25 protein-coding genes are annotated in these 24,890 nt (G+C 60.3%); 13 read left to right on the top strand and 12 right to left on the bottom strand.

Annotated features, from left to right (window positions below; translation table 11 throughout):
• Nucleotides 1-7: 7 nt before the first annotated feature.
• Genes mlaD through KSS91_RS04760 form a run of 3 tightly spaced genes read right to left on the bottom strand, consistent with a single transcriptional unit; the run spans nt 8 to nt 2,081 of the window.
• Nucleotides 8-475, bottom strand: coding sequence for an outer membrane lipid asymmetry maintenance protein MlaD (gene mlaD, locus KSS91_RS04770; RefSeq protein WP_007970271.1), 468 nt, complete (start codon nt 473-475; stop codon nt 8-10).
• Nucleotides 475-1,272, bottom strand: coding sequence for a lipid asymmetry maintenance ABC transporter permease subunit MlaE (mlaE, locus tag KSS91_RS04765; protein ID WP_095965888.1), 798 nt, complete (start codon nt 1,270-1,272; stop codon nt 475-477). Before mlaE ends, mlaD begins: the two co-directional genes overlap by 1 nt.
• Nucleotides 1,272-2,081 carry an ATP-binding cassette domain-containing protein gene (locus KSS91_RS04760; protein WP_095965889.1) on the bottom strand — a complete coding sequence of 270 codons (810 nt, stop codon included), beginning with the start codon at nt 2,079-2,081 and terminating at the stop codon, nt 1,272-1,274. Before KSS91_RS04760 ends, mlaE begins: the two co-directional genes overlap by 1 nt.
• Nucleotides 2,082-2,356: 275 nt before the next feature.
• Here KSS91_RS04760 and KSS91_RS04755 point away from each other — a divergent pair, with 275 nt between their 5' ends.
• The 10 genes from KSS91_RS04755 (at nt 2,357) to KSS91_RS04710 (ending at nt 9,442) form a co-directional block, all read left to right on the top strand.
• Entirely contained in the window at nt 2,357-3,331 is a 975-nt protein-coding gene (locus KSS91_RS04755) for a KpsF/GutQ family sugar-phosphate isomerase (RefSeq protein WP_102675714.1), read from the top strand.
• Nucleotides 3,331-3,855, top strand: coding sequence for a KdsC family phosphatase (locus KSS91_RS04750; protein WP_008018712.1), 525 nt, complete (start codon nt 3,331-3,333; stop codon nt 3,853-3,855). Before KSS91_RS04755 ends, KSS91_RS04750 begins: the two co-directional genes overlap by 1 nt.
• A gap of 7 nt (nt 3,856-3,862) precedes the next feature.
• Nucleotides 3,863-4,435: an LPS export ABC transporter periplasmic protein LptC gene (gene lptC, locus KSS91_RS04745; protein ID WP_217837197.1), complete on the top strand. Its 573-nt coding sequence runs from the start codon at nt 3,863-3,865 to the stop codon at nt 4,433-4,435.
• Nucleotides 4,422-4,970 carry a lipopolysaccharide transport periplasmic protein LptA gene (gene lptA, locus KSS91_RS04740; protein ID WP_104450946.1) on the top strand — a complete coding sequence of 183 codons (549 nt, stop codon included), beginning with the start codon at nt 4,422-4,424 and terminating at the stop codon, nt 4,968-4,970. Before lptC ends, lptA begins: the two co-directional genes overlap by 14 nt.
• The gene (gene lptB, locus KSS91_RS04735) at nt 4,970-5,695 is read left to right on the top strand and encodes an LPS export ABC transporter ATP-binding protein (RefSeq protein ID WP_007970262.1); all 726 of its coding nucleotides are present in this window, start codon (nt 4,970-4,972) and stop codon (nt 5,693-5,695) included. Before lptA ends, lptB begins: the two co-directional genes overlap by 1 nt.
• 245 nt (nt 5,696-5,940) lie before the next feature.
• Nucleotides 5,941-7,434, top strand: a complete 1,494-nt coding sequence (locus tag KSS91_RS04730; RefSeq protein ID WP_015093497.1) for an RNA polymerase factor sigma-54 — start codon at nt 5,941-5,943, stop codon at nt 7,432-7,434.
• A 74-nt stretch (nt 7,435-7,508) separates the two neighbouring features.
• Complete coding sequence (hpf, locus tag KSS91_RS04725; RefSeq protein WP_007941242.1) at nt 7,509-7,817, top strand: ribosome hibernation-promoting factor, HPF/YfiA family; 309 nt, start codon at nt 7,509-7,511, stop codon at nt 7,815-7,817.
• A gap of 12 nt (nt 7,818-7,829) precedes the next feature.
• The gene (ptsN, locus tag KSS91_RS04720; RefSeq protein WP_116580967.1) at nt 7,830-8,294 is read left to right on the top strand and encodes a PTS IIA-like nitrogen regulatory protein PtsN; all 465 of its coding nucleotides are present in this window, start codon (nt 7,830-7,832) and stop codon (nt 8,292-8,294) included.
• A gap of 2 nt (nt 8,295-8,296) precedes the next feature.
• Nucleotides 8,297-9,154, top strand: coding sequence for an RNase adapter RapZ (rapZ, locus tag KSS91_RS04715; protein WP_150718656.1), 858 nt, complete (start codon nt 8,297-8,299; stop codon nt 9,152-9,154).
• A gap of 15 nt (nt 9,155-9,169) precedes the next feature.
• Nucleotides 9,170-9,442 carry an HPr family phosphocarrier protein gene (locus KSS91_RS04710; protein ID WP_015093494.1) on the top strand — a complete coding sequence of 91 codons (273 nt, stop codon included), beginning with the start codon at nt 9,170-9,172 and terminating at the stop codon, nt 9,440-9,442.
• 66 nt (nt 9,443-9,508) lie between these two features.
• On the opposite strand, the gene pmbA is transcribed toward KSS91_RS04710, so the two are convergent.
• The gene (pmbA, locus tag KSS91_RS04705; protein ID WP_217837196.1) at nt 9,509-10,855 is read right to left on the bottom strand and encodes a metalloprotease PmbA; all 1,347 of its coding nucleotides are present in this window, start codon (nt 10,853-10,855) and stop codon (nt 9,509-9,511) included.
• Between the two features lie 108 nt (nt 10,856-10,963).
• On the opposite strand from pmbA, the gene yjgA reads away from it, so the two are divergent.
• Nucleotides 10,964-11,488, top strand: a complete 525-nt coding sequence (gene yjgA, locus KSS91_RS04700; RefSeq protein WP_007970253.1) for a ribosome biogenesis factor YjgA — start codon at nt 10,964-10,966, stop codon at nt 11,486-11,488.
• A 104-nt stretch (nt 11,489-11,592) separates the two neighbouring features.
• On the opposite strand, the gene tldD is transcribed toward yjgA, so the two are convergent.
• From tldD to mreB, 8 genes are all read right to left on the bottom strand, one after another.
• Nucleotides 11,593-13,035, bottom strand: a complete 1,443-nt coding sequence (gene tldD / locus KSS91_RS04695; protein WP_217837195.1) for a metalloprotease TldD — start codon at nt 13,033-13,035, stop codon at nt 11,593-11,595.
• A 12-nt stretch (nt 13,036-13,047) separates the two neighbouring features.
• Nucleotides 13,048-13,902, bottom strand: coding sequence for a carbon-nitrogen hydrolase family protein (locus KSS91_RS04690; RefSeq protein WP_126049272.1), 855 nt, complete (start codon nt 13,900-13,902; stop codon nt 13,048-13,050).
• Between the two features lie 184 nt (nt 13,903-14,086).
• Nucleotides 14,087-17,890, bottom strand: a complete 3,804-nt coding sequence (locus tag KSS91_RS04685) for a YhdP family protein (protein WP_217837194.1) — start codon at nt 17,888-17,890, stop codon at nt 14,087-14,089.
• Nucleotides 17,891-17,965: 75 nt separating this feature from the next.
• Complete coding sequence (gene rng / locus KSS91_RS04680; RefSeq protein ID WP_007970246.1) at nt 17,966-19,423, bottom strand: ribonuclease G; 1,458 nt, start codon at nt 19,421-19,423, stop codon at nt 17,966-17,968.
• Nucleotides 19,424-19,480: 57 nt separating this feature from the next.
• Entirely contained in the window at nt 19,481-20,077 is a 597-nt protein-coding gene (locus tag KSS91_RS04675) for a Maf family protein (RefSeq protein WP_217837193.1), read from the bottom strand.
• Nucleotides 20,078-20,109: 32 nt separating this feature from the next.
• Entirely contained in the window at nt 20,110-20,601 is a 492-nt protein-coding gene (gene mreD / locus KSS91_RS04670) for a rod shape-determining protein MreD (RefSeq protein ID WP_007970244.1), read from the bottom strand.
• Nucleotides 20,601-21,737, bottom strand: coding sequence for a rod shape-determining protein MreC (gene mreC, locus KSS91_RS04665; RefSeq protein WP_126049266.1), 1,137 nt, complete (start codon nt 21,735-21,737; stop codon nt 20,601-20,603). The genes mreD and mreC overlap by 1 nt, the downstream gene beginning before the upstream one ends.
• Nucleotides 21,738-21,880: 143 nt before the next feature.
• Nucleotides 21,881-22,918 carry a rod shape-determining protein MreB gene (gene mreB / locus KSS91_RS04660; RefSeq protein ID WP_015093487.1) on the bottom strand — a complete coding sequence of 346 codons (1,038 nt, stop codon included), beginning with the start codon at nt 22,916-22,918 and terminating at the stop codon, nt 21,881-21,883.
• Nucleotides 22,919-23,129: 211 nt separating this feature from the next.
• Here mreB and gatC point away from each other — a divergent pair, with 211 nt between their 5' ends.
• Both gatC and gatA read left to right on the top strand, forming a co-directional pair.
• Nucleotides 23,130-23,417: an Asp-tRNA(Asn)/Glu-tRNA(Gln) amidotransferase subunit GatC gene (gatC, locus tag KSS91_RS04655; RefSeq protein WP_007976465.1), complete on the top strand. Its 288-nt coding sequence runs from the start codon at nt 23,130-23,132 to the stop codon at nt 23,415-23,417.
• A gap of 16 nt (nt 23,418-23,433) precedes the next feature.
• On the top strand, nt 23,434-24,885 hold the full coding sequence (gatA, locus tag KSS91_RS04650) for an Asp-tRNA(Asn)/Glu-tRNA(Gln) amidotransferase subunit GatA (protein ID WP_007976467.1): 1,452 nt from the start codon (nt 23,434-23,436) through the stop codon (nt 24,883-24,885).
• The last annotated feature ends 5 nt before the right edge of the window (nt 24,886-24,890 follow it).

The raw sequence follows: 24,890 nt of genomic DNA, 5'->3' as shown, positions 1-24,890 counted from the left end.
CAGTTCCTCATTTAGCTTCTTTGCTAACGGTATTGAGCAGGAATTTACCGATCAGGTCCTCGAGCACCAGCGATGACTGCGTGTCATGGATGGTTCCACCATCCTTGAGCAGGGTGTCTTCCCCGCCCACGCTGATACCGATGTACTTCTCGCCCAACAGTCCTGCGGTCAGGATAGACGCAGTGGAGTCCGCCGGCAGATTATCGATGCGTTTCTCCAGCTGCATGGTCACCCGACCGGTAAAGCTGTCGCGATCCAGATCGATGGCCGTGACCTTGCCGATGGTCACACCGGCCATGGTCACCTTTGCTCTGACAGTCAAACCGGCGATATTGTCGAAGTAGGCGTAAAGTTTATACGTGTCGGTGCTCGGAGTCGGGGACAGGCCACTGACCCGCAACGCCAACAAGAGCAAAGCCAGGATGCCAGCCAGCAAGAAAAGGCCGACACCGATTTCCAGGGTGCGGTTTTGCATCAGAAATCTCCAAACATCAAGGCGGTCAGAATAAAGTCCAGGCCGAGCACTGCCAACGAGGCATAGACAACGGTCTTGGTAGTGGCACGACTGATCCCCTCGGAAGTGGGTTCGCAGTCATAGCCTTGGAATACGGCGATCCAGGTCACGACAAAGGCAAAGACGATACTTTTGATGATCCCGTTGAGCACATCTTCAGTGAACGTCACGCTGTTCTGCATGTTCGACCAGTAGGAACCTTCATAGACCCCCAGCCAGTCGACAGCGACCCACGAGCCGCCCCAGATGCCCACCACGCTGAAAATCATCGCCAGCACCGGCAGGGAAATGAAGCCGGCCCACAAACGTGGTGCGATGATGTACTTGAGCGGGTCAACCCCGATCATTTCCAGGCTGGACAACTGTTCGGTGGACTTCATGTTGCCGATTTCCGCGGTCAACGCGGAACCTGCGCGCCCGGCGAACAGCAAGGCGGTCACCACCGGCCCCAGCTCTCTCAGCAGCGTCAGTGCAACCATCTGCCCGACAGCCTGCTCCGAACCGTAGCTGGAAAGGATGTTGAAGCCCTGCAGCGCCAGCACCATGCCGATGAACACCCCGGAGACCACGATGATCACCAGGGACATCACGCCCACCGAATGCAGCTGCTTGACCAGCAGCCCGAAGCCGCCACCGATACCACCGCGACCAAGCAAGGCATGAAACAGGAACAAGGCCGAACGCCCGAACACCGCCAGCACATCGATGCCGGCCTGACCGAAGCGGCGAACGCGCTCTATCAATGAAATTCTGCGCATCAGCGCTTCCCCAGAATATCTGCGCGGTAATCCGTCGCTGGAAAGTGGTACGGAACCGGGCCATCGGGTTCGCCGGTCATGAACTGACGAATGCGCGGTTCATCCGAGTTCATCAGTTCGTCCGGGGTCCCCTGCCCCAACACCTGACCATCGCCCACCACATAAATGTAATCGGCAATACTCGCGGTCTCGGCCAGGTCGTGGGAAACCACGATGCTGGTGATACCCAGCGCATCGTTGAGCAAGCGAATCAGACGCACCAGAACGCCCATGGCGATGGGGTCCTGGCCGACAAAGGGCTCGTCGTACATGAGAATCTGTGGATCGAGCGCAATCGCCCGGGCCAGTGCAACCCGGCGCTTCATGCCGCCGGAAAGCTCGTCGGGCATCAATTCGATGGCACCGCGCAAACCCACGGCCTGCAATTTGAGCAGGACGATGTCGCGGATCATTTCTTCCGGCAGTTGCGTGTGAACCCGCAGCGGAAACGCGACATTCTCGAAGACATCGAGGTCGGTAAACAGCGCGCCACTCTGAAACAGCACACCCATATGCTTGCGCGCATCGAACAGGTCGCTGCGCGACAGTTTCGGCAGGTTCTGACCGTTGACCCATACCTCGCCCCTGGTAGGCCGCAACTGGGCCCCCATCAGACGCAAAAGCGTGGTCTTGCCGCACCCGGAAGGCCCCATGATGCCGGTGACCTTGCCTCGCGGGATACGGATATCGACGTTATTGAAAATGCTGCGCGTTCCGCGCTTGAAGGACAGTCCCTTCAGCTCGACCGCGTAGGCGTTATCGGCACTCATCTAAACTCCTTGCGATGCAGCCTCTCACTCGGACGCCTGGCTTTCAGACGAAAGCACATGCCTCCCTGCAGGCCGAACTGGCGGCGAACTATATCACTGCAAAGGCTGCACGCCCAAGACCAAAGCCGAGTCTTGTACAACTGCAGGAGTGGTTCAAAGCCCCGTCTAGAGGGTTTCCGGTAGCAAGGAATGACAATGCGCGACGAACTTGCGTGAGGGATTCGATCATAACCGCTATAATCGCCGCCTTTTCATCAGGCTATACGATTTCTGACATGAGCCAATCCAGCGACCTGATTCAATCAGCACAACGCACCATCCGCCTCGAAGTAGAAGCCGTGCAAGGCTTGCTACCCCATATCGACGCAGATTTCGTACGCGCTTGCGAGATGATTCTGGCCAGCAAAGGCCGCGTGGTCGTGGTCGGCATGGGCAAGTCGGGGCACGTCGGCAACAAGATCGCCGCAACCCTGGCCAGCACCGGCACCACGGCATTTTTTGTGCACCCGGCGGAAGCCAGCCATGGTGACATGGGCATGATTACCCGCGACGACATCATTCTGGCGCTCTCGAATTCCGGCTCCACCAATGAAATCGTCACCCTGCTGCCACTGATCAAGCGCCTGGGCATACAGTTGATCAGCGTGACCGGCAACCCTGATTCGCCGCTGGCCAAGGCCGCCGAGGTCAACCTGAATGTTCACGTCGAACACGAAGCCTGCCCGCTGAACCTGGCACCCACCTCGTCGACCACCGCCGCCCTGGTCATGGGCGACGCCCTGGCGGTCGCGCTGCTGGAAGCCCGTGGCTTCACCGCCGAAGACTTCGCCTTTTCCCATCCCGGCGGCGCCCTGGGCCGACGCCTGCTGCTGAAAGTGGAAAATGTCATGCACGCCGGCCAGGAACTGCCGCAGGTCCGGCGCGGCACCCTGCTCAAGGATGCCTTGATGGAAATGACCCGCAAGGGCCTGGGCATGACCGTCATCCTCGAGGCCGACGGCAAGCTGGCCGGAATCTTCACCGATGGTGATTTGCGCCGCACACTGGACCGCAGCATCGACATCCACAGCGCTATCATCGACCAGGTCATGACGGCCCATGGCAAGACCGCCCGCGCCGAAATGCTGGCCGCCGAAGCGCTAAAAATCATGGAAGACCATAAAATCAGCGCGCTGGTCGTGGTCGACAGCGAAGACCGCCCGGTCGGCGCCTTGAACATGCACGACTTGCTGCGTGCAGGAGTAATGTAATGAGTGCGGACCTGCTGCAACGCGGCAAACAGATCAAACTGGCGGTGTTCGATGTCGACGGCGTGCTGACCGATGGACGCCTGTACTTCCTCGAAGACGGCAGCGAGTTCAAGACGTTCAACACGCTCGACGGCCAAGGCATCAAGATGCTGATGGCCGCTGGAGTGCAAACTGCCATTATCAGTGGCCGCAAGACCCCGGTGGTCGAGCGGCGAGCCAAAAACCTCGGCATCCCGCACCTGTATCAGGGCCGCGAAGACAAACTGGTGGTACTCGACGAACTGCTGGCCCAACTGAATTTGAGCTACGAACAGGTGGCCTACCTCGGCGACGACCTGCCCGACCTACCGGTGATTCGCCGCGTCGGCCTGGGCATGGCGGTGGCCAACGCCGCCAGTTTCGTGCGCGAACATGCTCACGGCATCACCCTCGCCCGTGGCGGCGAAGGTGCCGCTCGCGAGTTCTGCGAATTGATCCTGCGCGCCCAGGACCGCCTCGATGCGGCCAATGCGGCGTACCTGTGAGCCCGATATGCTGAGCAAAAAGTTTCGTAACACCCTGATGTTCAGTTGCATCGCGGCGATATTCGTCGCGGTTGGCTACTGGAACATCAGCCCGGAACGCTTCCTCGACAAGCCGGTAACGCCGGTCGATGAAAGCGCGATCGACTATTACGCCATCAACGCCCACAGCGTGCAGTACCTGCCGGACGGCAAGCTGCAATATGATCTGGTGTCCGACAAGGTCGAGCACCTGAAGGCGACCGAGGTGACACTGCTGACCAACCCCGACCTGAACGTGTTCCGCGGCACTGAGTTCCCGTGGCACGTCCAGAGCCTGCGCGGCGAGGTCAACCCTGACGGCACGCAGGTCGAGTTGATCGATGATGTGCGCATCACGCGCTTCGACGAGAAAAACCGCAAGACCCTGATCACCAGCACCCGCATGACCGTGTTCCCGCAGCAGCAATATGCGCAGACCGAGCAAGACGTTAGAATCGACGGCGCTGGCGGTGTATCGACTGGCAAGGGAATGAAAGCGTATTTGAAAGAAAGCAGGATACACCTGCTATCGAACGTAAGAGGACAGTATGAGGCTCGTTAAAACCCTCCCGATTTTGCTCAGTCTGGGCGCAGCACTGGGAAGCGTGAGCGCCTGGGCTCTGCCGGAAGACCAACAGCAGCCTATCCGCATTCAGGCCGACGATGCCCAACTGGACGACAAGCAAGGTATTGCTACCTATAAGGGTGACGTGATCATCACCCAAGGCTCGATGAAGGTGACAGGCAACACCGTGACCATCACCCGCACCCCGACTGGCGACATTGACGTAGTGACCTCGGTGGGCAACCTGGCGTACTTCGAGCAATTGCAGACGGCTGGCGATACCAAGCCTGTTCAGGGTTGGGGCGTGACGATCCAGTATCACGCCACGCAAAATCGCGTCGTGTTGATCGACAAGGCCAAGGTTGTCGACAAGGACAACAACGTCACCCAAGGCGAGAAAATCGTCTACGACACCGAGAAGAAGCTGGCCAGCGCCGGGCGCGCCACCGGCAGCAAGGTGACCGAGTCGCGTCCGCGCATCGACATGGTCATCCAGCCGAAGAAGAAAACCGACGAGAAAAAGGCCCAGTAATGGCAACTCTGAAAGCTCAGCATCTGGCCAAGAGCTACAAGAGCCGCCAGGTCGTGCGTGATGTCAGCCTGTCCATCGACAGCGGTCAGATCGTCGGCCTGCTTGGCCCGAACGGCGCCGGCAAGACCACCTGCTTCTACATGATCGTCGGCCTGGTGCAAGCCGACCAGGGCCGCGTCCTGATCGATGACCTGGACGTCAGCCACCAGCCGATGCACGGCCGTGCAAAAGCCGGTATCGGCTATTTGCCGCAAGAAGCATCGATCTTCCGCAAACTGTCGGTGGCCGACAACATCATGGCCATCCTCGAGACCCGCAAGGAGCTCGACAAGGCCGGTCGCCGCAAGGAGCTGGAAAGCCTGCTGCAGGAATTCCACATCAGCCACATCCGCGACAACCTCGGCATGAGCCTGTCCGGTGGTGAGCGCCGCCGCGTGGAAATCGCACGCGCCCTGGCCACCAACCCGAAGTTCATCCTCCTCGATGAACCGTTCGCCGGCGTGGACCCGATTTCGGTCGGCGACATCAAACAGATCATTTACCACCTGAAGGCCAAAGGCATTGGCGTGCTGATCACGGACCACAACGTTCGTGAAACCCTGGATATCTGTGAAACCGCCTATATCGTCAATGACGGCCAATTGATTGCCGAAGGTGACGCAGAGACCATCCTGGCCAACGACCTGGTGAAGGAAGTGTACCTGGGCCATGAGTTCCGCCTGTAAACGCTGAGCTGTGCCCAGGCAAGGCGCCCGGGCACCGGTCTCGCGATTCATCGGGCCTGATGCGAACCTGCGCGTTCAGCCCCCAACATGGGCAGCACCGCAACACAAATTTATAGTTTTTTATTGTTACAGCGCTCTAGGCAAATCCTTCAGTTTCAGGCATATAATTTGCTTATGTTTGGCGCCCCGGCGCCCTGTAGTGGATGGCGCATGTGCGCCGGCGAATAAGGTGTTAAGCCCCTGCCATGAAACCATCGCTAGTCTTGAGAATGGGCCAGCAGCTGACGATGACACCTCAGCTGCAACAGGCCATCCGCCTGCTCCAATTGTCGACCCTGGACCTGCAACAGGAAATCCAGGAGGCCCTGGAGTCCAATCCGATGCTCGAACGCCAGGAAGAAGGCGACGACTTCGACAATTCCGACCCCTTGGCCGACAACGCCGAACAAAAGCCCAACACCGATATCCAGGAACCCTCCTACCAGGAAAGCGCCCCGACGGTTGACAACCTCGATGAGGGTGACTGGAACGAGCGTATCCCCAATGAACTCCCCGTCGACACCGCATGGGAAGACGTTTACCAGACCAGCGCCAGCAGCCTGCCCAGCAATGACGATGACGAGTGGGACTTCACCACCCGCACCTCGGCCGGTGAAAGCCTGCAAAGCCACTTGCTGTGGCAACTGAACCTGGCTCCGATGTCCGACACCGATCGCCTGATCGCGGTGACCCTGATCGACTGTATCAACAATCAGGGCTACCTGGACGAAACCCTCGAGGAAATCCTCGAAGCCTTCGACCCGGAACTGGACATCGAACTGGACGAAATCGAAGCCGTCCTGCACCGCATCCAGCAATTCGAGCCGGCCGGCATCGGCGCACGCAATCTGGGCGAATGCCTGCTGCTGCAATTGCGCCAGTTGCCCGCCAAGACCCCTTGGCTGGCCGAAGCCAAGCGCCTTGTCACCGATTACATCGACCTGCTTGGCAGCCGCGACTACAGCCAGCTCATGCGTCGCATGAAGCTCAAGGAAGATGAGCTGCGCCAGGTCATAGAGCTGGTCCAGAGCCTCAACCCGCGCCCGGGTTCGCAAATCGAGTCCACCGAAGCCGAGTACGTCGTTCCTGACGTCATCGTACGCAAGGACAACGAGCGCTGGCTGGTAGAGCTGAATCAGGAGTCGGTGCCACGGCTGCGGGTCAACGCCCAGTACGCCGGTTTTGTGCGCCGCGCCGATACCAGCGCCGACAACACATTCATGCGCAATCAGTTGCAGGAGGCCCGCTGGTTCATCAAGAGCCTGCAGAGCCGCAATGAAACCCTGATGAAGGTTGCCACCCAGATCGTGGAGCATCAGCGCGGGTTCCTCGAATATGGCGACGAAGCCATGAAGCCGCTGGTCCTGCATGACATCGCCGAAGCGGTCGGCATGCATGAGTCGACGATTTCGCGGGTAACGACCCAGAAGTTCATGCACACCCCCCGGGGCATTTATGAACTGAAATACTTTTTTTCCAGTCACGTAAGCACCTCCGAAGGCGGCGAATGCTCGTCCACGGCGATCCGGGCGATCATCAAAAAACTGGTTGCCGCGGAAAATCAGAAAAAGCCGTTGAGTGACAGCAAGATCGCTGGTTTACTGGAGGCACAAGGCATTCAGGTGGCTCGCCGCACCGTCGCCAAGTACCGCGAATCCCTCGGGATCGCGCCTTCGAGCGAACGCAAGCGGTTGATGTAGAGCCACGCCACAGCGTTCCAGTGGTAGATCATCTGATCTACCGCTTTATGCACTGGCAACGAAGGAGAAGCTGTATGCAAGTCAACATCAGTGGACACCAACTGGAAGTGACCGAACCTCTTCGCACCTACATCGGCGAAAAACTCGAACGATTGGAGCGACATTTCGACAAGATCACTAACGTGCAGGTCACGATGACCGTCGAGAAGCTGAAGCAGAAAATCGAAGCCACGCTGCATATTCCCGGGAATGAAGTGGTCGCCAATGCGGAACATACCGATATGTACGCTGCGATCGATGCACTCACCGACAAGCTGGATAAACAACTCAAAAAGCATAAGGAAAAGACCCAGAGCCTCCTTCAGGGCGCAACCGGTCGTTAACACTCCCTACCCATGATCCGACTTGAAAGTATCCTGACCCCCGGCCGTTCCCTCGTGAACGTGCCGGGCGGCAGTAAAAAGAAAGCCCTCGAACAAATTGCCAATCTGATCGCCCGCGAAGTGCCGGCTCTGGAGATGCAAGATGTCTTCGAGGCGCTGATTGCCCGTGAAAAACTCGGCTCCACCGGTTTTGGCAACGGCATCGCTATTCCACACTGCCGTCTCAAGGGGTGTGTATCGCCCATCAGTGCATTGATGCACCTGGACGCCCCTATCGATTTCGACGCCATCGACGGCGCGCCGGTTGACCTGCTGTTCGTTCTGCTGGTCCCGCAAGCCGCTACCGATGCACACCTTGAGCTGCTGCGACAGATCGCCAGCATGCTTGACCGCAAGGACGTTCGCGAAAAACTGCGTAATGCCGCAAGCAACGAAGCCCTGTATCAGGTTGTCCTGGACGAGCAAAACGGTCAGTAATCATGCGCTTGATCATCGTCAGTGGCCGTTCCGGCTCGGGTAAAAGCACCGCCCTCAATGTTCTTGAGGACAACGGCTACTACTGCATCGACAATCTGCCTGCCGGCCTGCTGCCGGAACTGGCCGAACGAGCGTTGATTCATACCGAACTGATGCAGCCGCTGGTGGCCGTTTCCATTGACGCCCGCAACCTGCCCAGCCACCTGTCACGCTTCCCTGACCTGCTCGAAGAAGTCCGCAGCCGCCACATCCAGTGCGATGTCCTGTACCTGGATGCCGACGAAGAAACCCTGCTCAAGCGCTTCTCGGAAACCCGCCGACGTCATCCCCTGAGCAACGCCAACCGCTCGCTGGCCGAAGCCATCAACGTCGAGAGCGTCCTGCTCGGGCCGATTGCCGACCTCGCCGATCTCAAGATCAACACCACCAGCCTGAATCTCTATCAACTGCGCGACACCATCAAGCTGCGCCTGTTGAACCAGCCAGAACCCGGGACTGCGTTCCTGGTGGAATCCTTCGGATTCAAGCGCGGCATGCCGGTGGACGCCGACCTGGTGTTCGATGTGCGTTGTCTGCCCAACCCCTACTGGAAACCGGAATTGCGCGAGCAGTCCGGACTCGATCAACCGGTTGCCGAGTACCTGGCGGCACAGCCGGATGTCGAAGAGATGTTCCAGGACATTTCCACATACCTGCTAAAGTGGCTGCCTCGTTTTGCCGCCAGCAACCGCGCCTACGTCACCATTGCCATTGGCTGCACTGGCGGACATCACCGCTCCGTCTACCTGACCGAGCGTCTGGGGCAGGCGCTGCAAAAAACCCTGAAGAACGTCCAGGTTCGCCACCGCGACCTCAGCTAAAGGATTCACATCGCGATGCCTGCTCTGGAAATCGAAATCATCAATAAACTGGGCCTGCACGCCCGCGCTTCTGCAAAATTCGTTGGGGTCGCGGGTCAGTTCCCGTGCCAGATCCGGGCCGGTCGCACACCAGAGTCCATGGTCGATGGCAAAAGCATCATGGCGATGATGATGCTGGCCGCTGGTAAAGGCACCACGATCCACTTGAGCACAGAAGGTGAGCGGGAACAGGAAGCCCTGGATGCGCTGGTCGCGTTGATCAACAACTTCTTCGACGAAGGCGAATAAAGATCTTTTGACTTAAAAAAAGCGCGCCACCCGATGGGTGGCGCGCTTTTTGTGTAACGGGGAGGCTTAGCTGCCTGCCACCGTCATCCGCTCGATCAGCACCGAGCCCGTACGAATGTTGCTACGCAACTCAAGATCATTCCCCACGGCGACGATCTGTTTGAACATGTCGCGCATGTTGCCGGCGATGGTCACTTCCTGGACCGCGAACTGGATTTCGCCGTTCTCGACCCAGTAACCCGCCGCGCCTCGGGAATAGTCACCGGTCACCATGTTCAGGCCCTGCCCCATCAGTTCAGTCACCAACAGCCCGCGCCCCATGCGCCGCAGCAAGGCCGCCTGATCTTCATCGCCATGGGTGACGAACAGGTTGTGCACGCCGCCGGCATTGGCGGTGCTCGGCATGCCGAGCTTGCGGCCTGAGTAGGTGCCGAGGATGTACGACACCAACTCGCCTTTTTCGACAAACGGTTTGGCGTAGGTTGCCAGACCATCACCATCGAACGCCGCGCTGCCCATCGCACGCATCAAGTGTGGGCGCTCGTCGATGGTCAGCCACTCCGGAAACAGCTTCTGCCCCAGCGTGCCCTCAAGGAATGACGACTTGCGATACAGGCTGCCTCCGGAAATCGCCGACAGGAAACTGCCGAACAGGCCACCAGCCAATTCTGCGGAAAACAGCACCGGAACCTCACAGGTCGGCACCGGACGCGCGCCCAGGCGGCTCGCCGCCCGTTGCGCGGCACGCTGGCCGATGCTCACCGGATCGGCCAGCAAGTTGCCCTGACGGTTCACGTCGTACCAGTAATCACGCTGCATCTGGCCGTCCGCTTCGGCGATCATCACGCAGCTGAGGCTGTGGCGAGTCGACGCATAACCACCGATAAACCCGTGACTGTTGCCATAAACGCGGCAGCCCTGATGGGTGCTGAGGGTGGTACCGTCGGCGTTCTTGATCCGGCTGTCAGCGGCAAACGCTGCGGCTTCACAGGCCAGGGCCTGCTCGATGGCTTGCTCCGGCGTGATGTCCCATTGGTGAAACAGGTCGAAATCCGGGAGATCCCGCGCCATCAACGCGGCATCGGCCAGGCCCGAGGCTTCGTCTTCCGAGGTGTGCTTGGCGATAGCCAGAGCAGCGGCCACCGTTTCGCGAATCGCTTCCGGACCGCTGGCCGACGTGCTGGCCGAGCCCTTGCGCTGGCCTACGTACAGGGTGATGCCAAAACCCTGATCGCGGTTGAATTCGACCGTTTCGACTTCACGCTGGCGCACCGACGTCGAAAGGCCCTGCTCCAGGGAGACGGCCACTTCACAGGCGCTAGCCCCCTGGCGCCTGGCTTCAGCGATGATCTGCTCGACCTGTTCCTGCAGTGCCGGCAATGCTTGTGGGCCGACGCTTTCAACTGCACTCATGCTGTTCTCCACTCAAATTCTGCTTTCGGTAACGGTCATTGAGCGACCGGGCCGGACAAGCGGCCCCCGACTGGTTATCATGGCGGCGTTTCTTTGCGGACTGCCACCATGGTTGATTCTTACGACGACTCCCTCGATACGGGAGAAAAAAGCAAATCCCAGGTCAAACGCGAGCTGCATGCTCTGGTTGACCTCGGCGAGCGCCTTACAACGCTCAAGCCTGACTTGCTCAACAAACTGCCATTGACCGACGGATTGCGCCGGGCCCTGGCCGATGCGCCCAAGCACACCGCGAACATCGCGCGTAAACGGCACCTTCAGTTCATCGGCAAACTGATGCGCGATCAGGACACTGACGCGATTCTGGTTCTGCTCGATCAACTCGATGCCTCCACCCGTCAATACAACGAACGCTTCCATAACCTGGAACGCTGGCGCGATCGTCTGATTGCCGGTGACGACGCCGTGCTGGAAAAATTCGTCGTCGAATATCCCGACGCGGATCGCCAGCAACTGCGCTCCCTGATCCGTCAGGCCCAGCATGAGGTTGCGCAAAACAAGCCTCCTGCTTCCAGCCGTAAAATCTTCAAGTACATCCGTGAGCTGGACGAGACTCAACGCGGACTGCGTTAAGTCATCGAGCCCGCCTGTAGGAGCTGCCGCAGGCTGCGATCTTTTGATCTTTAAAAAGCAAAGATCGCAGCCTGCGCCAACTCCTACAAAGGCGGTATATCTCCTTACGACCCCGTGCCACCCACGGTGATCGCATCAATCTTCAGCGTTGGCTGGCCGACACCCACCGGCACCGACTGCCCATCCTTGCCACATGTGCCCACGCCGCTGTCCAGCGACAGATCATTACCGACCATCGACACCTTGCTCATGGCTTCCGGCCCGTTGCCGATCAGGGTCGCGCCCTTGACCGGAGCGGTAATCTTGCCGTCCTCGATCAGGTACGCCTCGCTGGTGGAGAACACGAACTTGCCGCTGGTGATGTCCACCTGACCGCCGCCGAGGTTGGCGCAATAGATGCCGCGTTTCACCGAGGCGATGATTTCTTGCGGATCGCTTTCACCGGCGAGCATGTAGGTGTTGGTCATGCGCGGCATCGGCAGGTGCGCGTAAGACTCGCGACGACCGTTGCCGGTGCGGGCCACACCCATCAAGCGGGCGTTGAGCTTGTCCTGCATGTAGCCCTTGAGTACGCCGTTTTCGATCAGCGTGGTGCACTCTGTCGGCGTACCCTCGTCATCGATGCTCAACGAACCGCGACGTCCGGCCAGGGTGCCGTCATCGACGATGGTACATAGCCTGGAGGCAACCATCTCGCCCATGCGCCCGCTATAAGCCGAACTGCCCTTGCGGTTGAAGTCGCCTTCCAGACCATGACCGACGGCTTCGTGCAGCAGCACGCCCGACCAGCCGGAGCCGAGTACCACCGGCAAGGTACCGGCAGGAGCCGGAATGGCTTCAAGGTTGACCAGCGCCTGGCGCAACGCTTCACGGGCATAGCCCATGGCGCGGTCTTCAGCGAGGAAATAACGGTAATCGGTGCGGCCGCCGCCGCCATGACCGCCGCGCTCGCGGCGACCGTTCTGCTCGACGATCACGCTGACGTTGAAACGCACCAGCGGACGTACATCCGCCGCCAGGCCACCGTCGGTGGACGCCACCAGAATTCGCTCCCAGACACCGGCCATGCTCACGGTGACCTGCTGGATACGTGGGTCAAGTGCTCGGGTCGCGGCGTCGACGCGCTTGAGCAAATCGACCTTTTCGGCACGGGTCAGCACTTCCAGGGGGTTGTCCGGCGCATACAGCTGCGCGACATCCTGGCTGGTGAATGCCTGCACCGTACCGTTTTGCCCGGCCCGGGAAATCGAACGGGCGGCACGCGCCGCCGCGCCCAGGGCTTCAAGGGTGATGGCATTGCTGTAGGCAAAACCGGTTTTCTCACCCGATTGCGCACGCACGCCGACACCCTGGTCAAGGTTGAAGCTGCCTTCCTTGACGATGCCGTCTTCCAGCGCCCAAGACTCGGAGATCTGCCCCTGGAAATACAGGTCGGCGGCATCGATGCCCGGCCCGGCCAGATCGCCGAGCACGCCTTGCAGGCTCTCGATCGTGACGCCACCGGGCGCCAGCAGGTGTTCACTGACTGAGGACAACAACTCGCTCATATGCTTTACGCCTTAAATTCGTGTTTCTGATGCAGGTCGCTGGGCGCCCTGCGAGAAAAAGCGCCGGTGACTGGACACCGGCATCCGCGCCCGGATGGACGCCTGTTCGCTGCTGTCGCGTTCGGCCAGCAGCACGGCCTCGCCTTGATCCTGTTGTGCCAGCACACGCCCCCACGGGTCGACGATGGCGGCATGCCCGAAGGTTTCCCGCGGCCCCGGATGCGTGCCGCCCTGGGCAGCCGCGAGCACATAACATTGGGTCTCGATGGCCCGCGCACGAATCAGCACATCCCAATGCGCCGCGCCGGTCACCGCCGTGAAGGCCGAGGGAGCGGTAATCAGTTCCGCGCCGGCAGCGCGCAGTTCGCTGTACAGTTCGGGAAAGCGCAGGTCATAGCAGACCGTCAGGCCGACCCGGCCAACCGGTGTGTCCGCCACGACCACACCGCTGCCATAAGCATAGTCATCGGACTCACGGTAACGACCACGATTGTCCGCCACGTCCACGTCAAACAGGTGCAGCTTGTCGTAGCGCGCCACCGTTTCGCCATGTTCATCGATCAGCAACGAACAGGCGTGCGCCTTCGCCGTCGGCTGATCCACCGGCGGTAACGGCAACGTGCCGGCCACTATCCATAACTTGAGGTCACGTGCGGTCTGTTTCAACCAGGGCAGGATCGGGCCTTCACCCAGCGCTTCGGCGCGCCCGATGTCGGCAACGTCGCGCCGGCCCATGGCGGCGAAATTTTCCGGCAATACCGCGAGTTTCGCGCCGCCGGCAGCCGCTTGCTCGAGCAGTCGACGGGCCTGGGCCAGATTGGCCAGCACATCGCTCTGGCTGACCATTTGAATCACCGCTACAGACATGGCCTTTTCCTTATTGAAATCAACACAGACCTTGTAGGAGCGAGCTTGCTCGCGATGGACGTGAACGATGACGCAGGTTGTCTGAAAAAACGCGTCGCATTCAAACTCATTGCGAGCAAGCTCGCTCCTACAGGGGGGCGAGCCGCAATGGCCATGCTACTCCATAGGCCCGAAGGATGGTTTTTCAAAAAGCCTTGTCGAAGGTGATTTTCGGTTCTTTCCACGGCCCTTTGACGCTGTACTTCACACTGGCGAAACGGGAGACCCGGTCACCGATCAGCTTGTCGATCAGGAACAGTGCCCCGCCGACCGCCGGCGCACCGACGATCAGCGCGGCAATCGGCAGGTTATTGGTCACCGGCAAGGTCACCATCAGTTTCGCATCGATCTGATCGGCCACCATGTTCAGCGTGCCGTCGAGTTCGATGGTGCTCGAAGGGCCAGTCAGCTGGATCGGTTGACGGGTGACATACACACCATTCGTCCCGACCAGCAGCCCTTTGACCCGGTCATAACTCAGGCCTTTGCCGAACAGGTCGGAAAAGTCCAGGCGCAGCCGCCGGCCGATGGAGTTGAAGTTGAGCAAACCAAACACCCGCAGGGCCTGGGCACTGCCTTCGACTTCGACGAACTGGCCCTGATTGAGTGTCGCATCGAGCGAGCCGGAGAAACGCTTGGTCGCCACCCAGGCCGGCGAGCCGGGCCAGCGGCCATCGACATCCATATAAAAGTCCCGACTGGTGACGCTCGGCGCAAACCCCCAGCCCTTGAGAACATCGGCCAGGTTCTTGCCGCTGATGCGGCCCTTGTACCAGCTGTTGCTGGCGCCGGGCACCCCTTCCCAGCCACCACTGCCCACCAGCAGCATGCCCTTGAGTCCCAGATCCAGCGAGTTGAACACAATGCCCCTGGGCGTTGGGCGAACGTTCAGCGACCAGCCACCGACCAGATCCTGGCCCTGGAATAACCGATTGATCGTGATGTCCATCGCGGGGATTTTCGTCGGATCCACTGACGCCAGCGGATCCGGCGAGTTTTCATCGGCCAGTACGGTCGGGTCCGGTGCCGGCAGGCGCACGGTTTGCAGATTGATCGCGATTGGCATGGCCTTCGAGTCGGGCAGGTTGGCGCTGCCCTTGATCTGCTCGCTGTCGAGCTGCAGCGCCCAGGCGGAAGGTTTGCGCGCCAGCTGGATCGAAGCCTGATCAAGCGTGGTGCCGATACCGCTGAGCTTGCCCACCTTGAAATCCGCACCGCTGAGCAATTGCTTGGCGCTGCCGCCGGGGTCCTGCCCGGCGTATTTATCGACCAGATCCTTCCACGGGCCTACGTCCAGCTCGGACAACACGCCCCGTACCCGCAGGCCTTTGGTGCCCGGCAACACAGCCTCGCCGCCACCGAGGAACAAGTCCCCGCGCCCCTCGGCAAAATTGCTGGCTGGGGCCGCAAAGGTGAAACTCGCCAGATCCCCGTAGTTGACCCAATAGCGCCGCTCGTCGCCCTGCAACGTCATGCGAAACGTCGTGTCGCGCCCGGCATCGGCGGCCATGCCGAAGGGCGCAGGCAAATCGACCGCCACGCCCTTGAGGTTGGAGTTGACCAGCAATTGGCTGTCGAGGCCATCGAGGGTCAGTTGCAGGTGATAAGGGATCACGCCACTCACCGGCAAAGGCTGGGTCACCTTCAGCCAGTCGGTCAGTTTCTTGACTTCGACCTGGCCCGACGCGGTTACCCGGGTATTGAGCTTACCCGGGCTGCCATCGGCAAAAATCTGTGCAGTGACCGGCTTGTCGAATGCCCGGGCGCTGATGTTATGGCCGCTCAGGCCTTTGGCGCTGTCGAAACGGAAGTCACCTTTGAGCTGGGTCAACTCCAGCACCGGTTCGGCCAGTTTCAAGCGTGCCTTGGCGGTCTTGAAGTCGACAAGGACCTTCGGTTCCTCGCCTTTTGCCAGCGGAATATCCAGCTTCAGCTTGCCTGTCAGATCACCCTCGCCTTCCCAGCCGGCAAAAGTCGCCCCGGTGCCTATCGGCGCTTCCTGAAGGATTTTCAGGCCATCGCCCAAACCACCGGCAAATCCGCCATCGAGGAACAAATGAACGTTCTGCCCGGCAGGCGCATGGGGAATGTTGACGTAAATATCGCTGACCTGGGTGTCGAGCAACTGGCCTTTGCTGGCCAGGATCCGCACGCCGCTGTCTTCGACAAACACATCGCCGCTGACCTTGCTGACATGGGGCCAGCCCGGCTGAAAGGCCAGTTCGGCATCGTGAACCTTGAAGTACAGGCTGATGCTGCGATCGACGTCTGCGGCACCGTGGCTGAGCGACCCTTGATACTGGAAGAAGCCTTGATCCACCGCACCCTTGAGAATCGCCGTGCGCAGCCATTCATCCAGCGCCGGGCTGAGGACTGTGGGCAGGTATTTGGCGGTGTAGCGACCGTCACCATCGACCAGGCCAACCCGCAGGTCCATGTAGTCTTCCTGGGTGTCATCAAAATGCAGGCGAATCAGGAAGTCGCCGGCAATCTTGCCCTCCTCGCCCAGCACCTTCAGATACGGCGCAATCAGGGTGAAGCCTTCTTTGTCGAGTTTCCAGGTCAGCTGCGCATTGGCCTGAATGTACTGCCATGGCTTGGCGAAAATCGGGTCCAGGTGCAGCATGAAATCCTTGCTGTCCATACGCAGTTCGCCGCGCCCCAGGTCACCGCTGATGCTGCCGCTGACATTTCGTGCCGCCGGTGCACCGTGATAGGCATCGAAGCCCACCTGGTCGAGGTTGGCGGCAAAGCTGAACTTGCTGTCGTCAGTGGCATTGGGCCGCACGTCGATCAATACATTGCGCAGTCCGCCCTTCACCTTGAGCCGCTCGACAACGGTGGCAAAGCCTTTCGGAAACGGCGCCAGGGCATTTAGCAGCGGCGTGAGCGGGGTCAGGTCGACCCGGTCGGCCTGTAGATGCCAAAGCTCTTCGGTCTTGTCGGTGGCGGCGCTTTGCTTGAGCTGCAAATGCGTTTCCCAGCGGACGTCGCCGAGGTTCATTGCCAGGGAATCCAGGGTCACCTGCATGCCTTCGGCACTGCGCAGGAAGTAACCATTGAGCGCCAGGTTGTTAATCTGGATCGGCTTGCGCTCGGCGTAGGCGCCCTTGAGTTGTGGCGCGTTCAAGCGCACTGCCGCGCTTTGCAAGACGCCTTTGCCCCAGGTCAGCCACAGCTCGCCGCCGGCCTTGATCTCGGAGAAATTCCATTGCTGGCTGACGCGCTCGGGCAGCCACTTCGACCAGTCGCTTTGCGGCAGGCTCAGGTAGAACTCGGCTTCACCGTCCTGCCATTGGCTGGCTCGAATGCGGGTACGCAGGCTCATGGCCACAGGCTGGCCGTCGGGCAGGGTCAGGCGGGCGTCGAGCCGCTGCCGTGACGCACCGGTTTTCAGATTCAGGCCGACATAGGTCAGGGTCAGCGGCGACTGTGCAAACGGCTGCAAGGTCACCTGGCTGTCGAGTACCGACAGTTGCTGGATCATCTGCATGCGATTGAGCAACTGTTGCGGATCGATCGGTTGATCCTGTTGCACCGGCAATCCTTCGAGCGCCCATTGACCGTCGTCGCCCTCCTTGACGCTGATCTTCAGGCCGCTGAGTTCCAGATGAGCGATGCGTACTTCACGTGCCAGCAGACTGGCCCAAAGGTCCGGCACCGCGCGCACCTGATCCAGGTGCAGGGCATTGGCGCCTTCGCCGACGGTCACGTCGTGCGCCATCAATATGGGGGCGAATCCACGCCAGTTGCCTTCCAGTTCGCCGATTTGCAGCGGCATGCCCAAGGCATCGCTGGCTTTGGTTTCGATTTCGGCACGGTACTCGGCGACTAGCGGAGTCAGCTCCCGGCCAAGGCTGACGTAGAGCGCCATCAACACCAAAACCAACGCGCACAGGCCCAGACCCCAGCGGGTCAGTGCGGCCAAAATGCGTGTCAGACGGTCCATGTCAGATGGCCCCCATGGCAAAAGTTTTGCAAAAAGCTGAGGCCAGCCATTCTCGAAAAATCACAACGAAACGCTTCAGAGCAGCACCACGTCGTATTGTTCCTGGGAATACATGGTTTCGACCTGGAAACGGATGGTGCGCCCGATAAACCCTTCCAGCTCGGCGACGTTGCCCGACTCTTCGTCGAGCAGGCGGTCGACAACTTTCTGGTTTGCCAATACACGATAGCCCTCCGCCTGATAGGCGCGAGCCTCACGCAGGATTTCGCGAAAGATTTCGTAGCACACGGTTTCCGGCGTCTTGAGCTTGCCGCGCCCCTGACAGGCGTTGCACGGCTCGCACAATACCTGCTCAAGGCTTTCGCGGGTGCGCTTGCGGGTCATCTGCACCAGGCCCAACTCGGTGATACCGATGATGTTGGTCTTGGCGTGATCGCGCTCCAGCTGCTTCTCGAGCGTGCGCAGCACCTGGCGCTGGTGCTCTTCATCTTCCATGTCGATGAAGTCGATGATGATGATCCCGCCGAGGTTGCGCAGGCGCAATTGACGGGCGATGGCCGTCGCGGCTTCGAGGTTGGTCTTGAAGATGGTTTCTTCGAGGTTGCGATGGCCGACGAACGCCCCGGTATTGACGTCGATGGTGCTCATGGCTTCCGCCGGATCGACCACCAGATATCCGCCGGACTTGAGCGGGACCTTGCGCTCGAGGGCCTTCTGGATTTCGTCTTCGACGCCATACAGGTCGAAAATCGGCCGCTCGCCCGGGTAATGCTCCAGACGGTCGGCAATCTCCGGCATCAATTCGGCGACGAATTGCGTGGTCTTCTGGAAGGTTTCCCGGGAGTCGATGCGGATCTTCTCGATTTTCGGGCTTACCAGGTCACGCAGGGTGCGCAGCGCCAGACCGAGGTCTTCGTAGATCACGCTGGGCGCGCTGATGGTTTTGATCTGGGCGCTGATCTGATCCCAGAGCCTTCGCAGGTAGCGGATGTCCATGAGGATTTCATCGGCGCCGGCGCCTTCGGCTGCCGTACGCAGGATGAAACCGCCGGCCTCCTTGATACCTTCCTTGGCCACGCAATCGGTGACCACTTGCTTGAGACGTTCGCGCTCGGCTTCGTCTTCGATCTTCAGGGAAATCCCGACATGGGCCGTGCGCGGCATGTACACCAGGTAGCGCGAAGGGATCGACAGCTGAGTGGTCAGGCGTGCGCCTTTGGAACCGATCGGGTCCTTGGTCACTTGCACCACCAGGCTCTGGCCTTCGTGCACCAGTGCGCTGATGCTCTCGACCGCCGGGCCTTCGCGCAGGGAAATTTCCGACGCATGAATGAACGCCGCACGGTCCAGGCCGATATCGACGAATGCCGCCTGCATCCCCGGCAATACCCGCACGACTTTGCCTTTATAGATGTTGCCGACGATTCCGCGCTTTTGCGTACGCTCGACGTGGACCTCTTGCAGGACACCGTTTTCGACCACCGCCACGCGCGACTCCATCGGCGTGATGTTGATCAGGATCTCTTCACTCATGGCAGGGTCTCGTTCAGGCATGTTCACGATAATGGCCGCATCTGTTCAGAACGTTGCTTAGTGTGCGTTCCGGGTTTGCCAACAGGGTATGCCGAAATGGCCGAGCAGTTCCGCGGTTTCGCAAAGCGGTAGTCCGACCACCGCTGAATAACTTCCATTGAGCCCGGCGACAAACACCGCACCCAGTCCTTGAATGCCATAACCGCCCGCCTTGTCCTGTGGTTCACCGCTGGCCCAGTAGGCCACGGCTTCATCGCGACTGATATCCCGAAAACGCACGCGACTGGTGACAACCCGGGATTCGCAACGCTCGCCATCAAGTACCGCAATCGCGGTCAGGACTTCATGCTCACACCCTGACAACATCATCAGCATGGCGCAGGCATCCGCTTGATCAACCGGTTTGCCGAGAATTTTTCCATCGAGCACCACGGCGGTATCGGCGCCGAGTACGCAGAACGGTTCGTCAGGCACGACGCTGCCGCGCCCGGCCTCGGCCTTGCCGCGCGCCAGACGCTCGACATAGGCCGACGGGGATTCTTGATCTATAGGAGTTTCATCGATGTCCGCACTGACAGCGCAGAACGGAACGCCGATCTGCGTGAGCAATTCACGCCGGCGTGGCGAGCCAGAGGCGAGGTACAACCGTTTCATCAAGACCTCTCCCTGTCTAATGCCTGAGCGAATTAATTGATTTTGTAACGTCGACGCAATCCGCGCAAACCGAAACTGATCCAGGGCCAGAGCAATGCACTGACCAGTGCCGGCAGCACCAGCGCCAGCGTCGGCTGACGATTGCCGGTCAAGGCACTGAGCCAGAGTTGTACAAGCTGGGCGAGGCCGAAGATCACCAGGATCACCAGACTCTGCTGCCACATCGGGAACATCCGCAAGCGTTGTTGCAGCGCCAGCACCAGATAGGTGATGAGCGTCAGGATCAAGGCGTTCTGACCCAGCAAGGTACCGTAGAGCACGTCTTCAGCCAGCCCCAGGCAGAACGCCGTCACCATCCCGACGGTCTGCGGCAGGTTCAGCGCCCAGAATGCCAGCAACAAGGCCAGCCACAGCGGGCGCAGGATTTCCATGAATTGCGGCAGAGGTGAAACGCTCAGCAGCAGACCGACGGCGAACGTCAGCCAGACTATCCAGCCGTTTCGGGATGCTTTTACACCGCCCATTATTCTCTCCCCACTGGAGTGGCCGGCGCGGAGACTGGCGGTTTGGCGGCAGGCTTCGCGGCAGCGGGTTGCGCCGCCGGCGGTTTAGCCGCCGCAGGATGCGTGGCCGCAGGCTTGGCTGGCGTGGTGGTTGGCTTGGCGGGGGCCGTCGCTGCAGGCGCCGCCGTGGCAGGTATAGCCGGTGCGGCAGCCGGTGCGGCGGGGACCGCGGGGCTGACCACTTTCGGAACCGTCGTCGGAAGGGTCGGCCCACCGCCCTGTGCATCCAGGCTTTCCTGGGCCTGGGCGGCAGCGTTGACGCGCTCTTCGGCAGTCCGGTTGTCGCTGAATACCAGCAGCAGGTAGCGGCTGCGGTTCAAGGCGGCGGTTGGAACGGCTCGGACAATGGCAAACGGCTGGCCGGAATCGTGAATCACTTCCTTGACCGTCGCCACCGGGTACCCGGCCGGAAAACGTTGGCCGAGACCGGAGCTGACCAGCAAGTCGCCTTCCTTGATGTCGGCGGTATCGGCCACATGCCGCAACTCGAGGCGCTCCGGGTTGCCGGTGCCACTGGCGATCGCCCGCAAACCGTTACGGTTCACCTGCACCGGAATGCTGTGGGTGGTGTCGGTCAGCAGCAGGACGCGGGAGGTGTAGGGCATCAACTCGACCACCTGGCCCATCAGGCCACGGGCATCGAGTACCGGTTGACCGAGGACCACGCCGTCGCGCTCACCTTTATTGATGATGATGCGATGGGTGAAGGGGTTGGGGTCCATGCCGATCAACTCGGCCACTTCGACCTTCTCGTTGACCAGTGCCGAAGAGTTGAGCAACTCACGCAGCCGAACGTTCTGCTCGGTCAGGGCGGCAAGCTTCTGCATGCGCCCCTGCAACAGCAGGTTCTCGGTCTTGAGTTTCTCGTTTTCGGCGACGAGTTCGGTCCGGCTGCCAAACTGACTGGCAACGCCTTCCCAGAGTCGTCCGGGCAGGTCGGTGATCCAGTAGGCGTCCATCAGCACCAGCGACATCTGGCTGCGTGCAGGCTTGAGCAGACTGAAACGGGCATCGACCACCATCAGCGCGACCGATAGCACGACCAGCACCAACAGGCGCACGCCCAGTGAAGGGCCCTTGGTGAAAAGCGGTTTAATAAGCCGCTCCTCCCAGGCAAATGTTCTGTTTATTCATACGACAGCAATCCGGCCTGGATGCAGACTGACAGAAGATAAACGCGGACAGGCAGCACTGCAAAGTGCCGCCTGCGCGCTCAACAGCATAGAAGCGATCCGGCGACTTATTCGCTGGAAAGCAGGTCCATGGTGTGTTTATCCATCATTTCCAATGCACGGCCACCGCCGCGAGCAACGCAGGTCAGCGGGTCTTCGGCAACGATCACCGGCAGACCGGTTTCCTGGGCCAGCAATTTGTCCAGGTCACGCAGCAAGGCGCCACCACCGGTCAGTACCAGACCTCGCTCGGCGATGTCGGAAGCCAGTTCCGGAGGCGATTGCTCCAGGGCGCTTTTCACGGCCTGAACGATGGTTGCCAGGGACTCTTGCAGAGCTTCCAGCACTTCGTTGGAGTTCAGGGTGAATGCGCGTGGAACGCCTTCGGCCAGGTTACGGCCACGAACGTCGACTTCGCGAATTTCGCCGCCCGGGTAGGCCGTGCCGATTTCCTGCTTGATGCGCTCGGCGGTGGATTCACCGATCAGGCTGCCGTAGTTGCGGCGCACGTAGGTGATGATCGCTTCGTCGAAGCGGTCGCCGCCAACGCGGACGGATTCGGCGTAAACCACACCGTTCAGGGAGATCAGCGCGATTTCGGTGGTACCGCCACCGATATCCACGACCATCGAACCGCGGGCTTCTTCGACCGGCAAGCCGGCACCGATCGCAGCGGCCATTGGCTCTTCGATCAGGAACACTTCACGGGCACCGGCGCCAAGGGCCGATTCGCGGATGGCGCGACGCTCAACCTGGGTGGATTTGCATGGAACGCAGATCAACACACGCGGGCTAGGCTGCAGAAAGCTGTTTTCGTGAACCTTGTTGATAAAATACTGCAGCATTTTTTCGCACACGCTGAAGTCGGCGATCACGCCGTCCTTCATCGGACGAATGGCAGCAATGTTGCCCGGAGTACGGCCGAGCATGCGCTTGGCTTCGGTGCCGACAGCAACGACACTTTTCTGGTTACCGTGTGTCCGAATGGCCACAACGGAGGGCTCATTCAGGACGATACCGCGCTCGCGCACGTAAATAAGGGTGTTGGCAGTGCCCAGGTCAATGGAAAGATCGCTGGAAAACATGCCACGCAGTTTCTTGAACATGGGAAAGGGACCCTAGGCAACGCGTGGGTAAAAAAGTGCGGCAAACTCTAACAACGACAGGGATTTTGGGCAAGGCGCCAATATGTTAAATTGGACGCTTTTCTGTGCACCAAGCCCCACAATCGCGGCCTTATGACCGTAGAAGTGCGGTAGTGTTCCGACAATCTAACACACGGACGCGGTCCGTTTTGTTTTCCACTGGAGAATCCCAATGGCGCTAGAACGCTCCGACGTGGAAAAAATCGCTCATCTGGCCTGTCTGGGCCTCAATGATGCCGATCTTCCACACATCACTTCGGCCCTCAACAGCATTCTCGGGCTGGTCGACGAAATGCAGGCGGTCAATACCGACGGTATCGAACCGCTGGCCCACCCGCTGGAAGCAAGCCAGCGCCTGCGCGCGGACGTCGTGACCGAGACCAATAACCGCGAGGCCTACCAGTCCATCGCACCAGCGGTCGAAAACGGCCTGTACCTGGTTCCGAAAGTCATCGACTAAAGGGAAAGAGCCTTCAATGCATCAATTGACTCTGGCCGAGATCGCCCGCGGACTCGCCGATAAAAAGTTTTCCTCCGAAGAGCTGACCAAAGTCCTGCTGGCGCGCATCGCCCAGCTCGACCCACAGCTCAACAGTTTCATCAGCCTTACCGAAGACCTGGCGCTGACGCAGGCGAAAGCCGCTGACGCCCGTCGGGCCAATGGTGAGAGCGGCGCCCTGCTCGGCGCGCCGATCGCCCACAAAGACCTGTTCTGCACCCAGGGCATTCGCACCAGTTGCGGCTCGAAGATGCTCGACAACTTTAAAGCACCGTACGACGCCACTGTCGTCGCCAAGCTGGCTGCCGCCGGGGCCGTGACCCTGGGCAAGACCAACATGGACGAATTCGCCATGGGTTCGGCCAACGAGTCGAGTTACTACGGCGCGGTGAAAAACCCGTGGAACCTGGAACACGTGCCGGGCGGTTCGTCCGGTGGTTCGGCGGCGGCGGTGGCCGCTCGTCTGTTGCCGGCTGCCACCGGCACCGACACCGGCGGTTCGATCCGTCAGCCGGCAGCCCTGACCAACCTCACCGGTCTGAAACCGACGTACGGTCGTGTTTCGCGCTGGGGCATGATCGCCTACGCCTCCAGTCTCGATCAGGGCGGCCCGTTGGCGCGCACGGCCGAAGACTGCGCGATTTTGTTGCAAGGTATGGCCGGGTTCGATCCGAACGACTCCACCAGCATCGATGAACCCGTGCCGGACTACAGCGCCAGCCTCAACGGCTCGCTGCAAGGCCTGCGCATCGGTGTACCGAAGGAATACTTCAGCGCCGGTCTCGACCCGCGCATTGCCGAACTGATCCACAACAGCATCAAGGAGCTGGAAAAGCTCGGCGCCGTGATCAAGGAAATCAGCCTGCCGAACATGCAGCACGCGATTCCTGCGTACTACGTGATCGCCCCGGCGGAAGCCTCTTCCAACCTGTCGCGTTTCGACGGTGTGCGCTTCGGCTATCGCTGCGAGGACCCGAAAAACCTGGAAGACCTGTACAAGCGCTCCCGTGGTGAAGGCTTCGGCGCGGAAGTGCAGCGCCGGATCATGGTCGGTGCCTACGCGCTGTCCGCCGGTTACTACGATGCCTACTACCTCAAGGCGCAGAAGATCCGTCGCCTGATCAAGAACGACTTCATGGCGGCCTTTAATGAGGTCGACATCATCCTCGGCCCAACCACGCCGAACCCGGCCTGGAAGCTCGGCGCCAAGAACAGCGACCCGGTCGCTGCGTACCTGGAAGACGTCTACACCATTACCGCCAACCTCGCCGGTCTGCCGGGCTTGTCCATGCCTGCAGGCTTCGTCGATGGCCTGCCGGTCGGCGTGCAACTGCTCGCCCCATATTTCCAGGAAGGCCGCTTGCTCAACGTTGCGCACCAGTACCAGCTGAACACTGACTGGCACACTCGCACCCCAACCGGCTTCTGAGGAGA

The organism is Pseudomonas azerbaijanorientalis (genome assembly GCF_019139795.1).
Lineage (GTDB): Bacteria > Pseudomonadota > Gammaproteobacteria > Pseudomonadales > Pseudomonadaceae > Aquipseudomonas > Aquipseudomonas laurylsulfatiphila.
The sequence above is the reverse complement of the archived record's forward strand: the minus strand, read 5'-3'. Positions and strand labels throughout refer to the sequence as shown.